Genomic DNA, 14,881 nt, shown 5'->3' with positions numbered 1-14,881 from the left:
CTCCGGCGAACGCCCGCTCACATATACCGGGCCAACGACGACGGCGCCCGTCGCCTTCACGGGGAAGGCAACGGGCGCCGTCGAAAGTACCTGGCGGATTAGCTGAGGTTGCCGGCAGCCGCGAAGGACTCGGCCAAACCCTCAACGAGGTCCACGATCGCCCTGTCTTCAACCAAGTCCGGATCCACGAGGCCGAGCAAAGCCTCGAGCCGGGCACGGCCAGTGAGGAGGTTCGCGGCGGCGATCCCTGCCGCCTGCGGGTCCTGGAGACCTGTTGCCGTGGCAGTGTAGGCGGTCCAGGCCGCGATCATCCGCGCAGCGGCCTGGCCGCTGCGGCCGGCTGCGCGCTCGGCGCGGAGCACAGGCACTGCCCGCATGCGCAGCTTGGTGCTGCCGTCCATGGCGATCTGGGCCAGGTGGTGGGCGATCCGGGAGTTCCCGAAGCGTTCCAGCAGGGCGGCCCGGTACTCGGGGATTCGCAAGTCCTCACCAGGCAGGTTGGAGGCGGCCTCGTCCCAAAAGTCCTCCACGGCCCGTCGGCAGGAATCATCAGCGAGGGCTTCGGCCACTGTCTTGTGTCCACGCAGCTGCCCGGCATAGGCGAGCAGCGAGTGGGCGCCATTGAGGAGCCACAGCTTGCGGTTCTCGTACGGCTCGATCTCGTCCACGAAAACGGCACCCGCGTCCTCCCAGTGCGGTCGCCCAGCGGGAAAGTCCCCGCTCAGGACCCAGTTGAGGAACGGCTCGGCGACCACGGGCGATTCGTCGCGGTATCCGCAGGCGGAAGCGACGGCGTCGATGTCGGCGTCCGTGGTCCGCGGCGTGATGCGGTCAACGGAAGTACTGACGAAACTGACATTGGCGTCGATCCAGGCGGCGAGCCCGGCGTCGAAGGCCTTGGCCATCCCCATCACGGCGCTTCTGGCGACGGTCCCGTTGTTGGAGAGATTGTCGCAGCAGACGACGGCGAGTGGGCCGGCGTCGGCATCACGGCGCGCGGCGAGGCCCAGCACGAGCCGCCCCAGCGGCGTCGTCGGCTTGCCGGAAGCAGAAGCATCAGCGAGCACGGCGAGGTCCGCGACGACGTCGGGCGCCTGGTTGTCCAGCTTGCCGTCGGCCCCGAGCCGGTAGGCGGCTTCGGTGATGGTGAGCGTGATGAGCGAGGTCAGCGGCGCCGAGACAAGCTCGACAAAACGCTCGACGTCGGCACCGTCAACAGCTTCGACGATGCTGCCGATGACTTCGAAGGAATCACCGGCGTCTGAGCGTTCCACCACGGTGTACAAGCCGTCCTGTGCGGACAGGAGCTCCGCGGCATCCGGGCGGCGGCCCGTGAAGGAGGCAATGCCCCACTCGGCCGCGTCGCCTGCATGCTGGGTGTACCACGCCTGGTGGGAGCGGTGGAAGGCCCCCAGTCCCATGTGCACAATGCGTACCGGGGCCTTGGCGATGGGCCTGACGGAGCGGCTCAAGCGGGGAAGCTCCGCAGTTCGCTCGGGTTCGTTGCTCACAGCTTGAAGACCCTTCGGGGTGAGGAGTCGACGACGTCGACGATGATTTCGTGGGCTCGGTCCTCGCTGACACGATGTTCGGCGACGAGGCGCGCAAGGAAGGATGCTTCGATCCGGCGGGAAGCGTCGTGCCGGGCCGGGATCGAGCAGAACGCGCGGGTGTCGTCGATGAACCCCGATGACCGGGAGAAGCCGGTGGTCTCGGTGACGGCGGAGCGGAACCGCAGCATGGCGTCCGGTGCATCGAGGAACCACCAGGGAGCGCCGAGGTACACGGAGGGGTAGAACCCTGCCAGGGGCGCCAGCTCGCGGGAAAACACGGTCTCGTCGAGGGTGAACAGCACCAAGTGGAAGTCCTTGGCCGTGCCGAAGTCCTGGAGCAGGGGGCGGATGGCTTCGGTGTAGTTGGTGGCGAATGGTATGTCGTGTCCGGTGTCCGCGCCGTAGGCGTCGAAGGTGGGCTGGTGGTGGTTGCGGAAGGAACCCGGGTGGATGGTCATGACCAGGCCGTCTTCGACGGACATCCTTGCCATCTGGTACATCATGTGGGCTTCGAAGGTATTGCGGTCCTCGGCCGTGGCCTTGCCGGCACGCGCCAGTTCGAAGATCCGCTCGGCTTCGCTCCGGTCAAGCTTGAGCGTTGCCGGGGTGAGGACGCCGTGGTCCGCGGACACCGCGCCGTGGTCCACGAAATAACGACGGCGGTTTTCCAGGGCTTTGATGTAGCCGGTGTAGCCGCTAGCGCCGTCGGCGGCGGAATCGACAAGCCGCTCGACGTTGGCACCCCATGCCGGGTGCGCGATGTTCAGGTAGGCATCCGGACGGAAGGTCGGCAGCACGCCCCCGTTGAAGGAGGGGTCCTCGGCGATCGCCTTGTGGCTGGCGAGACTGTCCAGGGGATCGTCCGTGGTGGCCAGGACCTCGATGTTGAAGTCCTTGAAGAGCTGGCGGGGACGGAAATCGGGCTCCACGAGCTTGGCGGCAATGGCGTCATAGCTGGCATCTGCGGACATCTCGCCAAGGTCCGCGCCGAGCTTGAACACGCTGTCGAACTGCGTGCGCAGCCAGTACCCAGACGCCGTGCCTTCGAAGAGGGGCCACGCCTGGACGAACGTCCGCCAGATCTCCCGCGATTCGGACGCGTTGGCGCCTCCCGAGAGCAACTTGTCCATGGGGACTCCGCTGGCGTGGATCAGCCTGGTGACGTAATGGTCCGGGCTGACCAGGAGCGCAGCCGGATCGGGGAACGGCGTGTTGTGCTCGATGACGGCGGCGTCAACGTGGCCGTGCGGAGAGATGATGGGCAGGTCCTGGACGCGCTCCAGTAGGGAGCGCGCAATGCTGCGCGTCCCGGGATCCGCGGGCAGGAGCCGGTCAGGATTGGCTGCGATCGACTGTGACATAGGTCAATTTTCGGCCGGAAGAATCAATCTGTCAACCGGTTGCCAACTATTGCCACCGCGTTGCATCTTCCACCGAAGATCACTTGAAACTACGCGATCAGCCGCCCGCTGGAACCGCGCACCACGAGCTCCGTGTCCACCCGGACGGCTTCCGCGGGCCCTTCCTGGCCTAGCAACATGTCCAGCAGGAGGGCGGCAGCGCGGGAACCGCACTCCCCCAGCGGCGACCTCACGGTGGTAAGCGCCGGCGTCGTGAAGTCTGCCCCGAAGATGTCGTCGAAGCCTACGATGCTGATCTGGTCCGGAACGTGCATGCCGGCGGCCTGGAGCTCCTGCATGAGGCCTATGGCAAGGAGATCGTTGTAGGTGATTACCGCCGTCGCGCCGCTCGCCAGGACGTCGCGCGCTACTTGGCGGCCGCCGTCGACCGTTGGCTTGGACGATTCCAAGCGGACGGCTCCCAACTTGTACCAATCGCAGGCAGCTTGGACGCCTTCCCAGCGGCGGCGCGACATCCAGGACTGCGGCGGCCCCGCAACATAGGCGAGCTGCTGGTGGCCGTTGGCGGCTAGGCTCCGCACGGCCTGGCCAATCCCCTTGTTGACGTCCGGGACTACGCACGGCACGCCCTCTATTTCGCGATTGATCACGACTACCGGCTTGTCCGCAGCCAAAGCCCGGATCTTTTCGTCGTCCATGCGGGGGCTCGCCAGTATGAGGCCGTCCACCGTGCCCAACATCCTGCGGGCCGCAATCAGTTCGGTTTCAGGCGACTCCGCAGACTCGGCCAACACCAGGGTGTAGTCCCGGGCCGACCCGGTGGTTTCCGCACCGCGGATAATGTCGAAGAACGTCGGGTTGGTGATATCCGCGACGATCAGTCCGATCGTCTGGGTACGGCCGGTGGGAAGCGCCCGGGCGAAGGGGTTCACCTGGTAATTCAGCTGCTCGGCGGCATCCTCGATGATTTTCTGGGTCTTGGCACTGACCCTGCCCGGTTTGCTCAGCGCGCGCGAAACCGTGGAAGGGTTGACTCCCGCGAGCCTCGCGATGTCGTAGATGGTGGGCGAGGATTTCTCCCCGCGTCCGCGCTTGGCGGGGGAAGTTACTGCTCCGGAGTTCGTCGCTTCAGTCACGGCTCAATCGTAATCTGGCTTGGCAACAAAAGCAGGACGGTTGCCAAACCACTCGGCCGGCGACCGCCCTGCTTAAGTGCCCTACTCACGCGCCCTGCGAGCTAGGAGCGCTCGGCGAACTTGCCTTCTTCGCTGATGCGCTTGTTGAGCTCGCGCATGTACTCCTCCTCGTCGAAGTCCAGGGAGACTTCCTTGCCGGTCCAGCTCGACAGGTGGATGGCGTTGGCCAGGCGGACGCCTTTGATGCCGTCCGAGCCGGGTGCCAACAACGGAGTGCCGTCGAGGATGTTGGCCGCGAAGTTCTCCAGGACGCCGGCGTGTTGGCCGCCCCAGGCCGACTCGAACTCGATCACCTCGGTGGTGTAGTAGTCCTCGGCTTTCAATTCGCCCATGAAGAGCTTGCGGACATCGTCCATGTCCATGCCGTCGCTGAGTTCGCGCTCGGGTTTGACCAGGCGGGTGACCGTGGCTGTCTTGCTGTTTTCCACCACGATCTTGCCCTGGTCACCCAGGATCTCGAAGCGGTCCGTGCCCACAAGGTCGTGCGTGGCCGTGACGAAAACTCCGGTGGCACCGTTGCCGTAATCCACGACGGCGGTGACCTCGTCTTCCACGGCGATGTCCCGGCGGAACCCGTACGCCACCTTAGAGTAGACGGACTTCGGCACGCCGCAGATCCACTGCCACAGGTCGAGCTGGTGGGGTGCCTGGTTGACCAGGACGCCGCCGCCTTCGCCGCCCCACGTGGCGCGCCATTCGCTGGAGTTGTAGTAGCCCTGCGGGCGCCACCAGTTGGTGATGATCCAGTTGGTGCGCCGGATGGCCCCGATCTCGCCGTTGTCTACGATCTCCTTGAGCTTCTTGTACAGGGGGTTGTTGCGCTGGTTGAACATGATCCCGAATGAAAGCTCGGGCTTGGAAGCCGCGAACTCATTGAGCCGCTTGACTTGCTTGGTGTAGACACCAGCGGGCTTCTCGACGAGGGCGTGGATGTTGCGCTTGAGCGATTCGATGCCCATTTCCGGGTGCAGGTAGTGGGGCACGCACGTGACGATCGCATCGACGTCGCCGCTTTCCAGCATCGCGATGTAGTCGTCGTAGAACGGCGCACCTGGGTACAGGGAGGCCGCCAGCTCCTTCTTTGCAGGATCGGTGTCGCAGATAGCGCCGATCACCATGTTCGGAACCAATCCGTCAGTGATGAACTTGGCGTACGTGCCGCCCTGCTGGCCTAGGCCGATGATGCCAAGGCGTACTTTCTTGCTCATGAGTAGATCTCCGTTGTAGTGGGATTAGAAGAGGTCGGCGTGACCCATGGCCACCAGGTTGTCGTATGAAGTCTGCAGGGCTTCCCACACCGTTCGGCCATAGAGCTCGTCCTGCTCCACGAGCAAGTACTCCGCGCCGGCAGCCTGGGCCGCGTGAATGATGGACGGGAAGTCAAGGTTGCCTTCGCCCACTTCGGCAAACTGGACCACGTTCTTGAACTCGGCCATGAAGCCCGCGAGGTCCCCCGTTTCCAGGAGCCCGAAGGCCGATTCCGGCAACTCCCCTATCCGGTAGTCCTTCAGGTGCACCATGGCCGTGCGTCCGGCGTATTTGGCCAGGGTCCGGACGGGATCCAGGCCGCCGCGCTGCACCCAGTGCACGTCGATCTCCATGCCCATGGCCGGGGAGTTTTCGGCGATGATGTCCAGCATGTATGTGCCGTCGAACTTCGCGAACTCGATGTGATGGTTGTGGTAGTACAAGCCGATGCCGTGTTCACGGAGGCTTTCGGCGTATTCGTCGGCTTGCTTCGCGAAGTCCACCACGGCGTCGATCGACTTCATCGCCGGGAAGGGCATCATGCCAATCCGCAGGAGGTGGGTGTTGAGCCGCTTTGCGTCGTCAACGATCTTGTCGAAGTGGTCCTTGAGCGAGTCGCCGGGCATGCCCTTGGGCGTCTCCATGGCGACCGAAAGCGCCGCGATGTCCATGCCGAGTTCGCTCCGGGAGCGGTCCAGTTCGGCAACGTTTTCCGGCGTCATCGGGATCTGCGAAATCTCGACGGCGTTGTACCCTATCGCACTGACCTTGCGGAGCGTTTCAAACGCCCCGTCTTCGGCAAAACTGCCCTTCAGCATCATTGCCTGTACGCCGATTTTTGCCACTTTTGTCCTCCGTTGGTTCCGGGCCTTTATGGGCCGCGTGGTTAGCCCACTTGCCCGGAAATGTCCGGGTAGCTTTGGGCGTAGATGTCTTTGACGATCCTGAGTGATTTTTCGGCTTCCGCGGGGCTGATCCAGAAGGGAGCAGGATCCCCGAGCTTGGCATAGAAATCCTTGATCAGGAGTTCGTGGGATACGCCCCAATACGCGCGCCCACCCGATTCCAAGGCACGTTCCGCGATGGTTTCCACGGTGCCGTCGGCATAGCTGACAACAAGGTCGCCCCGGAGGCTGAGCGTGGCCTTTTCGGTCACGATGTCCAGCGTCACCGGTGCGTTGGTGGCATTGGCCAAGGTGGCGTAGAAGACGCTGGTGGCACCGTTTGCGTGCCCGGCGATGAATTCCGCCGTATCCTCCACCTCGATCACGCCGCCAAGCGAGCGCGTGGAGGCGTGGCCCTCCACCTTGGTCACGTCGCCTACCAGCCACTGGAGCAGGTCCACCGTGTGGATGGCCTGGTTCATCATGAGGCCGCCGCCTCCTTCGGCCCAGGTACCGCGCCACGGCCTGTCACGGTAGTACTCGGCCGTCCGGTGCCACATCACGGTTGCCGAGGCGCCGAGAACCTGGCCCAGCCCGCCGTCGTCGAGCAGTCTCCGCATGGCCTGGGACGTCGCGTTGTAGCGGTTCTGGAAACATACGGCGATCTTTGCGGTGCTCCGTTCAGCCGCCTCGACCAGCCGTCGCCCCTCTTCAAGGGTGTGGGCGAGCGGCTTCTCGACGATCACGCTGACTCCGCGCTCAAGGCACTCCGCGGCCAGCGAAGCATGCAGGTGGTGCGGAGTGCAGATATGCACGACGTCGGGCCTCACCGATTCGAGCATCTCCAGGTAGTCCTCGTAACCCGGCACACCGTAGGCGGCCGTTGCCGCCTGGAGGCGACCGGCGTCGGTGTCGCAGACCGCCACGAGTTCAACGTCGTCCATTTTGGCGATTGCTCCGAGGTGCACACTCGATACATCGCCGCAACCGATGACTGCTGCTGTAGGCATTCTTCTCCCTCGAAAGATGTTTTCCTTTGAACCTACAGGCCCTCAGGCGAGGGCAACACCGTTCTTGGCTGCGAGTGCCGCAAAGGCGCGCGCTGCGGCGCCGAAGGCGATGGGTCCGGAGAATCCGCCCAATTCGTGTGTGCTTGCAAGGTGGGGTTCGAGCGAAACGAAGCCGGCAAAGCCATCGGCCTTGAGCGCGGCAATAGTGGCGTCCAGTTCGCCGTCGCCTTCGCCTGCAGGCACCACTTCACCTGTCCCGCTGATTGCATCCTTGATCTGGAAGTACTCCAAGTAGGGGCGCAGCACCGCATAAGCCTCGGTGTACGGCTTGACGCCCACCTGGACAAAGTTGGCGCTGTCCCAGGCAACGCGCAGCGCGGGTGAATCGACAGTCTCCATGATGTCCAGGACGCGCTCGGGCGTGTCGCCGTAGATGCCCTTTTCGTTTTCGTGCAGGAGGACGACGCCGGACGCTGCCGCCTCGTTGCTAAGTGCGGTCAGGCGCTCCATGACTGAGTCGCGGATGTCCTCCGGGCTCTGCCCTTCGGCCCGGTAGAAGGAGAAGATGCGGATGTATTTGGTGTCGAGCACCTTGGCCACCGAAATGATCTGGCGCAGCCGGGCGAGCTCATGTTCCACCGGAACACCGACGTCAACCTTGCCGATGGGGCTCGCGACCGCGGAAACCTTCAGGCCCTTCGCGTCCAGGATCGCCTTGAGCCGCCCGACCTCTTCCGGTTCGAGCTCCGAAACGTTGGTGCCCCACGCGCTGCGCACTTCGATATGGCCGGCACCGAGCGCCAGCAGGACTGCGGCCTGGACGGCGGGATCGGGATCCACTTCGTCGCCGAAACCGGACAGGCTCCACACGGCATTGGTTTCAGTCACGGAATTCTCCTTTGGATCCGTTCGCCCGCATGGCGACAAATGGCACCAAATCGTAGTTCACGGGCATGCGTTCGCCTCGAGTCTAGCCACCTTGGTGTCGGATTGACAACCGATTGCCAAATATTGGCAACTTGTGGATGCGCATCGGCCGGACTAAAAACGGGACGCCTGGTTTTTTCCCGGAAGCGGTGTCCGTATCCCCTCGAGCTTTCCTGGTGTCGGGCTTGACCGGGCCTTGCCGCTTCTGTCCGAGATCGTACAACGCCCCGAATGAGGCGTCGTCAGGCCTGCGCCCCCGGGGCCCGGCCGCCAGGAGATCCACTGCGATTCCCTATGGCACTGAGGCCCACGTGCTGCCAAGATGGGCTCCATGGACCCTCTGGACATGGCGACGACCCCTCTGTCCGAACCCGTTGTGCTGGTTGTCATGGGTGTTTCCGGCTCAGGGAAATCCACGGTTGCCGCACTCCTGGCGGGGCGGCTTGGCTGGGCCTTCGAGGAAGGGGATGCCTTGCATCCCCAAACAAACATCGACAAGATGGCAGCGGGGCATCCGCTGACGGATGAGGACAGATATCCCTGGCTGGAGAAGGTCGCCGAGTGGGTCGACCAGAGGCTGGATCACGGGGAAAACGGCGTCATCACGTGTTCGGCGCTCAAACGGTCCTATCGAAGCATTATTAATCGCCGAGGTTCAGGCGTCGTCTTCGTTTTTCTGTCCGGGACGCCCGAGACTATCAGCGCACGGCTGGCCGAACGCCACGGCCATTTCATGCCCGCCAGTATGTTGGGGAGTCAGTTCGCGGATCTTGAAGAGCTGTCTCCGGGTGAGCCCGGAATCCGGATCGACGTTGGCCCGGCTCCAGGAGTGATTGCCCAACAAATCATGGACAAGTTCGGCCTGCGGCCGAGCGGAACAGGACGAGAACCATGAACGGAATCTCCATCCTCAGCAGGCCCCTCGCCGGGGTAGCCACGGACGCCACTACGGATGCGATGCATCAACCTTGGACCGGCCACGACACCCAAGTACTTGTTGTGGCGGCAATCGGCATCGCGATAGTCGTCTTGCTGATCGTCTGGGCAAAGATGCATGCTTTCCTGGCATTGAGCATCGGCGCCCTCTTCGTCGGCATTGCTTCGGGCATTTCCTTGGACAAGGTGACAACCTCCTACGAAAATGGCGTCGGCGGCGTGCTGGGCTACGTGGGTGTGCTCATCGCCTTGGGAGCCATGCTGGGCAAGCTGCTGGCTGATTCCGGCGGCGCGGACAAGATCGTGGACACGCTCCTCCATGGCCGGCCTGCAACGCTGCCCTGGAAGATGGCGCTCATCGCCGGCATCATCGGCATACCCATGTTCTTCGAGATCGGGCTCGTGCTGCTCATTCCCGTGGTGATGCTCGCTGTGCACCGCTCCAAGGGCCCGGCAATGCGTCTTGGCATTCCGGCCTTGGCCGGTTTGTCGGTCCTCCACGGTTTCATCCCGCCGCACCCGGGCCCGTTGGCCGCGATCGGCATCCTGCACGCCAATGTCGGTGTGACCCTCGCGTTTGGACTACTCATAGCCATTCCGACCGTGATCATCGCTGGTCCCCTCTTTGGTCGTCTCGCCGCACGGATCGTGCCGATCGGAGCCGCAGGCGCTGGCCTCGCCGTTACCGTTGGAGCCGGCGAGAACGCCGAGACGGCCAGATCGCAAGGCCCCGGCGCGAAGGCCGCCAGTTCGCGCGGCGACGCGCCCGTCGGCAAGGCGCAGGATCCACAAGCAACGCGCAGCCCGTCCTTTGGCTGGACCTTGGTGACCCTGCTGTCACCGTTGGTGCTCATGCTGATCAAAGCCGGGGCAGACATTTGGATGGACAAGAACGCGCCGCTCCGGCCTCTGCTGGACTTCATCGGCGACCCGGTCTTTGCCCTGCTCGTGGCGGTGCTTTTGGCAATGGTGACTTTCGGTACGAGGGTCGGCTTCTCAGCCTCCATTCTGACGAAGAAGATCGGCGAGAGCCTGTTGCCGATCGTCGGGGTCATGCTTATCGTCGGCGCGGGCGGCGGCTTCAAACAAGTACTCGTCGACGGCGGCACCGGAACCGCGATCGCCAAGATCGCGGTCGCTGCCAGCCTGTCGGCACTGGTGCTGGGTTGGATCATCGCAGTTCTGATTCGTCTTGCCACCGGCTCGGCGACTGTTGCCACAGTGACGGCCGCAGGAATCATCGCACCGCTGGCAACCGGCTTGTCCCCGGCTCAGCTGGCGCTGGTTGTGCTCGCCATCGGTGCCGGATCGCTGTTCTTCTCCCATGTCAATGACGCCGGCTTCTGGCTGGTCAAGGAATACTTCGGACTGACGGTAGGCCAGACGATCAAGACCTGGTCAGTCATGGAAACGATAATTTCCGTCGTCGGATTCGGATTCACGCTGCTGCTATCCGTTTTCGTCTAGTCAGGACCGGCACAACGAAGGCTCTCCGAACCTGCGATTCCGCAGTTCGGAGGGCCTTCGCTTCGTCCCGCCGCCGCGATCTGCTCTAGAGGGAGGCACGCGCCTCATCGGCGTTCAAAAGCCTTCCACCAAGCCCGCCATTCTGGTGAAGATCGCCTCGCATCAACTCGAGCCTGCCGGCCGCCTCGATTCCGCCGGCTTTGACCGGGTCAAAGCCAGCGACACGAATGAGCCGCTCCACCGTTTCGGCCGCAGCGTCGTCGTCGGTTGCGTAAAACAGAACTGCCCGCCCGGATGGCCGGTTGGCTGCCGAACCCAGCGCGTCGGCACCCAATGTGCCGAAGGCCTTCACGAAATGCGCGCCATCAGGGAGAAGGTCTGCCACGATCGATGCTGCTGATTGGCCCTCCGGCAGCGTCGTGGTGTAGCCGCCGTGGCCATCAGGCCCGATCGGGTTGGTCGGGTCGATGACGACCTTGCCGACCAGGGCGTCTGACAGTTGGGAGATGAGTTCCTTCTCGGTGTCCAGCCACACGGCCATCACGACAGCTTCAGCCTGTGACACGGCATCGCCGACGCTCGCCGAACTCGCCAATGCACCGAGCTCAGCGGCCAACGATTCAGCATGGGATTGATCGCGGGCCGCCAAGACCACCGGCTCGCCGCCTTGAACAAGATGGCGGGCGACACTGGACCCGATGTTGCCGGTTCCAATAATTGCAGTTGTCACGTCAACCTCCAGATCATGGTTATCGAGAATTGCCCTGTTCTGATCGTACGCGCGGCGCAAATTGCCAACCATAGGCTGCTTGTCTGCGAGATGAGTCGGCACCGCCTGCTGTTCTCACCGGGCGGGGATCCGACGTCGGTCAGCTGCGGGCCTACGGCGTCTCCGGCACGTCTGCGGGCCGGACGCTGCGCCGGATGATGCCCAGCTGCTCGAGCTGGGCCGACATCCCTGCACCGTCCGGAGAGTAAATCCAGGGAATCCCCGGCGTGGGCTGAGCCGCGGACTTTGACCGCCCGCCCGCGAGCACCGCTTCCCCGACGGAAAGCTGGCGGATCGCGATTGCCCTGACGTTCTGCGGATGGCGTTGGGCGAACTCGGCATAGATCGCTTCGTCATGCTGTCCATCGTCGCCAACCAGCAGCCACTTGACGCCGGGGAACTCCGCCGCGAGACGTTCCAACGAACTCCTCTTGTGCTCCTGTCCGCTGCGGAACCAGTGGTCCGGGGTGGGACCCCAGTCGGTCAGGAGCTTGGGACCGGCGGGATATAAATTGCGGGACAGGAAGCGTGACAGTGTCGGAGCGACGTTCCACGCTCCGGTCGACAGGTACACCACGGGGGCCGACGGCGCCGTCCTCACGATCCGCTCGTACAGCACAGCCATGCCCGGCGTCGGGGTCCTCGCGTGTTCGTCGAGTACGAAGGTGTTCCAGGCGGCTAGGAATGGACGGGGCAGCGCCGTGACCATCACGGTATCGTCAATGTCGGAGACGACACCGAAGTCTGCGTCGTCCGCGACGATTTGCACGGGGGCTTCCACGATCCTGGATCCGCCGGATTGCACGGTGATCATATGCCAGCCGACGTCGAGGGCTGCCGGGATTTGGGCGTCGACGACACCTCCGCGGTCGGCTTCGACGTCGTGGTCGATGCCCGCAATCGTCACCCGCACGGTGGCATGTGCCACGGGCGCGCTCGTGAAATTGCGCCAACCGCGCATGCCATCTTTCAGCGGTTTGAGCTTACCTGCCTGGGTGCCGCTCCCGCCGTCCCGTGGTTCACTGCGGACAATGCGCGCCAAAACCCGGACCCATGAGGTGGTGCCGTAACCGGTGTAAGGGATGACGGTCTCCACCCGACCGCGCCGGATCGCGAGACGCGTCTGGAACCTGAGCCAGGCATCGTCGATCCTCAGGGCCAGGTGGCGGCCTGCGCCGCTCGACGACGTCGGGCCCACGCTCTCAACGCTGTTGGACAGAGCGCGCGGCTTCACAGGGAGGGGACACATGCGTCCAGTCTGACATGGCGCTCCCCAAGCCTACGCACGGGCCGTGCCGGCCAATCCGCTGGTTTGCGCACACGGAGCCGGGCCGCCGACCTGGATCCCTGCCCGTACACCGTGCCAGCCGCGCGCCGGACTCTTTCTCCCAACGTGAATCCGCCGTAAAGTCCCCGGTAGGCTCCGTCCTGGACCGTGCAAACGAACACTTGGAGGTTTTTCTCATGTCGCGCATCATGCGGTTCGACCACGTCGGCGTCACTGTTCAGGACCTCGACCACGTGGCGGCGTTCTTCGTGGGACTCGGGCTCGAGATCGAGGGCCGGACCTTTGTGGAGGGCGAGTTCATTGATACGGTCACAGCGATCCCGGACTCCCGCACCGAGATCGTCATGTTGCGGACACCAGGCGGAGGAACCGGGGTGGAGCTATCCAGCTTCGTCAGGCCAGATCCGCAGCCGGGATCGCCCGCCGCCATGGCCAACGAACTTGGGCTGCGCAGCTTGTCTTTCGAAGTCGACGATCTTCAAGCGAGGGTCGACCGGTTGGCTTCGGAGGGGTACGGGTTGGTCGGTGGCATCGGCCAGTACGAGGGAGCCTGGCGCATGGCGTACGTTCGAGGTCCAGAGGGGATCATTGTGTCCCTGGCTGAGCGGATGAGCTAAGGATCGGCACGAGCAAGGCCCTCCCACCCAACGTTTCCGCAGGTCAAAGGGCCTTCACTGTGGAGCTAAGGAGATTCGAACTCCTGACCTCTTCTTAGGGGAGGGCATATTTTATTGTCTTCCAAAGGTTGCCCTCTCCAAACGCGCGAATGCTGCATCTTCATCTTCGGCGCCGTCCTTCCGACGCAGATCGTCTACCCCCGATGGTCCCCTCAGTGGCTCGGATCCGAGGAACACGAGTATCATGGCAAAAAGTTCACCAAATTCACCCGGATACCCAAATTCACCAAATTCACCAAATTCACCTGAGGAACGTGGCGTGCTCAACATGGACAACCCGTTCCGGCCTACGGCCGGAGCCACCCCACCGGAAGTCATCGGCCGCTCCGGACTCCTGGATGAATTCGAATATGGCCTTCAGCTCGGTTCCGGAGCCCCTGGACTCCTGTCCATCTTCACCGGTGCCCGCGGCATCGGCAAGACGGTCATGCTGGGAGCTGCCCATGACCTTGCCCAGGAGCACGGATGGGCAGTGGTGGCCGAGACCGCGACCGGAACCTTCATGGGTCGGATCGGCGAAAAGATGCGCCGACTCATCCAGGAGCTTGACGACCAACCCGAATCCCGCCGTCGTATCACAGGGATTTCGATTGCCGGGTTCAGTGTCACGTCCCAACTTTCGCCCGAACGCCAGGTGGACTGGTGGGAACTGGGGGAAACACTCCTGAAGCTTCTCGACGAACGCGGGACCGGGCTCCTCATCACCGTCGACGAGATCCATGCCGCCGACCGAGCCGAACTGGCCCAGCTGGCGGCCAACGTCCAGCACTTCATCCAAGACCGGCTGCCCATCGCACTGATCTTTGCAGGCCTTCCCTCTGCCGTATCGGATCTCCTGAACGAGGGCGTGGCAACATTCCTTCGCAGAGCCGACAAGATCGATCTCCATGCCGCCGCGGTACGCGATGTCGAGACATCCTTCACGGAAACCTTCGCCGCCGCCGGGATCACCATCGACCCGGACCTGGTGCACAAGGCAGCGACAACCACCGGAGGCTACCCCTTCCTCATCCAACTGGTCGGCTACTTCCTCTGGCGCGAGGCCGAGAATAACAACGGCGGCCTCTCCTCCGCCGCCGTCGACCGGGCAATTGCCGCCGCCATCCGACGCAACGAACGCGTCGTCATTGAAGCCGCCCTCGCCGCGGCATCCGCCAAAGACCAGGAGATCCTGCACGCAATGGCCATCGACGATGGACCCTCCACGGCCGGGGACATCGTCCGGCGGACCGGTTCACGGCCCACTCTCGTGGCCAAATACCGGACCAGACTCCTCGCCGCAGGCCTCATCGAATCAACCGGCCACGGAAAAACCGACTTCGCCATCCCCGGACTGCGGGAATACCTCCGCAAAAATCAGCCACACTGACCGCTGCCGGTCGGCGACGGACCTCCTCCACCCACCCGGCAGAGACTTCCAGCAAGCGGGGCTCAGACCCGCTCGAGTTTGCGGAGGCGCTCTCCCGCAAACGGCATGACCGAGAGCGTTAAACAGGTTCTCGCTGTGGTGCCGGGGCCGGGAGGATATGGCCGTCGGGTTGGCCCCATTTTCGACGCAAAAAAGG

Annotated in this window: 13 protein-coding genes; 4 read left to right on the top strand and 9 right to left on the bottom strand. The window is 63.7% G+C overall.

Going from position 1 to position 14,881, the window contains the following annotated elements; genetic code table 11:
• Positions 1–98: 98 nt before the first annotated feature.
• From AC1DJB_RS01420 to AC1DJB_RS01390, 7 genes are all read right to left on the bottom strand, one after another.
• Positions 99–1,421, bottom strand: coding sequence for a mannitol dehydrogenase family protein (locus tag AC1DJB_RS01420; RefSeq protein WP_441432665.1), 1,323 nt, complete (start codon positions 1,419–1,421; stop codon positions 99–101).
• An 86-nt stretch (positions 1,422–1,507) separates the two neighbouring features.
• Entirely contained in the window at positions 1,508–2,914 is a 1,407-nt protein-coding gene (gene uxaC, locus AC1DJB_RS01415; RefSeq protein ID WP_441432545.1) for a glucuronate isomerase, read from the bottom strand.
• An 89-nt stretch (positions 2,915–3,003) separates the two neighbouring features.
• Complete coding sequence (locus AC1DJB_RS01410; RefSeq protein ID WP_059387438.1) at positions 3,004–4,050, bottom strand: LacI family DNA-binding transcriptional regulator; 1,047 nt, start codon at positions 4,048–4,050, stop codon at positions 3,004–3,006.
• Between the two features lie 101 nt (positions 4,051–4,151).
• Complete coding sequence (locus AC1DJB_RS01405) at positions 4,152–5,318, bottom strand: Gfo/Idh/MocA family protein (RefSeq protein WP_059387437.1); 1,167 nt, start codon at positions 5,316–5,318, stop codon at positions 4,152–4,154.
• Between the two features lie 24 nt (positions 5,319–5,342).
• Complete coding sequence (locus AC1DJB_RS01400; protein WP_307052535.1) at positions 5,343–6,203, bottom strand: sugar phosphate isomerase/epimerase family protein; 861 nt, start codon at positions 6,201–6,203, stop codon at positions 5,343–5,345.
• Between the two features lie 41 nt (positions 6,204–6,244).
• Positions 6,245–7,252, bottom strand: coding sequence for a Gfo/Idh/MocA family protein (locus AC1DJB_RS01395; RefSeq protein ID WP_307052534.1), 1,008 nt, complete (start codon positions 7,250–7,252; stop codon positions 6,245–6,247).
• Positions 7,253–7,294: 42 nt separating this feature from the next.
• Entirely contained in the window at positions 7,295–8,140 is an 846-nt protein-coding gene (locus AC1DJB_RS01390; protein WP_476909843.1) for a sugar phosphate isomerase/epimerase family protein, read from the bottom strand.
• Between the two features lie 385 nt (positions 8,141–8,525).
• On the opposite strand from AC1DJB_RS01390, the gene AC1DJB_RS01385 reads away from it, so the two are divergent.
• Both AC1DJB_RS01385 and AC1DJB_RS01380 read left to right on the top strand, forming a co-directional pair.
• On the top strand, positions 8,526–9,074 hold the full coding sequence (locus tag AC1DJB_RS01385; RefSeq protein ID WP_332602006.1) for a gluconokinase: 549 nt from the start codon (positions 8,526–8,528) through the stop codon (positions 9,072–9,074).
• The gene (locus tag AC1DJB_RS01380; RefSeq protein WP_441432546.1) at positions 9,071–10,582 is read left to right on the top strand and encodes a GntT/GntP/DsdX family permease; all 1,512 of its coding nucleotides are present in this window, start codon (positions 9,071–9,073) and stop codon (positions 10,580–10,582) included. Before AC1DJB_RS01385 ends, AC1DJB_RS01380 begins: the two co-directional genes overlap by 4 nt.
• An 85-nt stretch (positions 10,583–10,667) precedes the next feature.
• Here AC1DJB_RS01380 and AC1DJB_RS01375 read toward each other — a convergent pair whose 3' ends face one another.
• The gene (locus AC1DJB_RS01375; protein ID WP_476909842.1) at positions 10,668–11,414 is read right to left on the bottom strand and encodes an NADPH-dependent F420 reductase; all 747 of its coding nucleotides are present in this window, start codon (positions 11,412–11,414) and stop codon (positions 10,668–10,670) included.
• A gap of 49 nt (positions 11,415–11,463) precedes the next feature.
• Complete coding sequence (locus tag AC1DJB_RS01370) at positions 11,464–12,600, bottom strand: App1 family protein (protein ID WP_441437639.1); 1,137 nt, start codon at positions 12,598–12,600, stop codon at positions 11,464–11,466.
• Positions 12,601–12,815: 215 nt separating this feature from the next.
• Here AC1DJB_RS01370 and AC1DJB_RS01365 point away from each other — a divergent pair, with 215 nt between their 5' ends.
• Positions 12,816–13,256 (top strand): VOC family protein, encoded by a 441-nt coding sequence (locus AC1DJB_RS01365; protein WP_059387432.1) that lies wholly within the window; start codon positions 12,816–12,818, stop codon positions 13,254–13,256.
• 328 nt (positions 13,257–13,584) lie between these two features.
• A complete protein-coding gene (locus AC1DJB_RS01360) occupies positions 13,585–14,685 on the top strand; it encodes an ATP-binding protein (protein ID WP_307052570.1) in 1,101 nt (366 codons plus the stop codon).
• Positions 14,686–14,881 lie beyond the last annotated feature (196 nt).

It is taken from the genome of Arthrobacter sp. 01T428, assembly GCF_056398685.1.
The sequence above is the reverse complement of the archived record's forward strand: the minus strand, read 5'-3'. Positions and strand labels throughout refer to the sequence as shown.

Bases quoted from the DNA above. Each gene is read 5' to 3' on its own strand.
- AC1DJB_RS01420 (WP_441432665.1), bottom strand. From the start codon at position 1,421: ATGGGACTGGGGGCCTTCCACCGCTCCCACCAGGCGTGGTACACCCAG.
- uxaC (WP_441432545.1), bottom strand. From the start codon at position 2,914: ATGTCACAGTCGATCGCAGCCAATCCTGACCGGCTCCTGCCCGCGGAT.
- AC1DJB_RS01405 (WP_059387437.1), bottom strand. From the start codon at position 5,318: ATGAGCAAGAAAGTACGCCTTGGCATCATCGGCCTAGGCCAGCAGGGC.
- AC1DJB_RS01395 (WP_307052534.1), bottom strand. From the start codon at position 7,252: ATGCCTACAGCAGCAGTCATCGGTTGCGGCGATGTATCGAGTGTGCAC.
- AC1DJB_RS01385 (WP_332602006.1), top strand. From the start codon at position 8,526: ATGGCGACGACCCCTCTGTCCGAACCCGTTGTGCTGGTTGTCATGGGT.
- AC1DJB_RS01380 (WP_441432546.1), top strand. From the start codon at position 9,071: ATGAACGGAATCTCCATCCTCAGCAGGCCCCTCGCCGGGGTAGCCACG.
- AC1DJB_RS01370 (WP_441437639.1), bottom strand. From the start codon at position 12,600: ATGTGTCCCCTCCCTGTGAAGCCGCGCGCTCTGTCCAACAGCGTTGAG.
- AC1DJB_RS01365 (WP_059387432.1), top strand. From the start codon at position 12,816: ATGTCGCGCATCATGCGGTTCGACCACGTCGGCGTCACTGTTCAGGAC.
- AC1DJB_RS01360 (WP_307052570.1), top strand. From the start codon at position 13,585: ATGGACAACCCGTTCCGGCCTACGGCCGGAGCCACCCCACCGGAAGTC.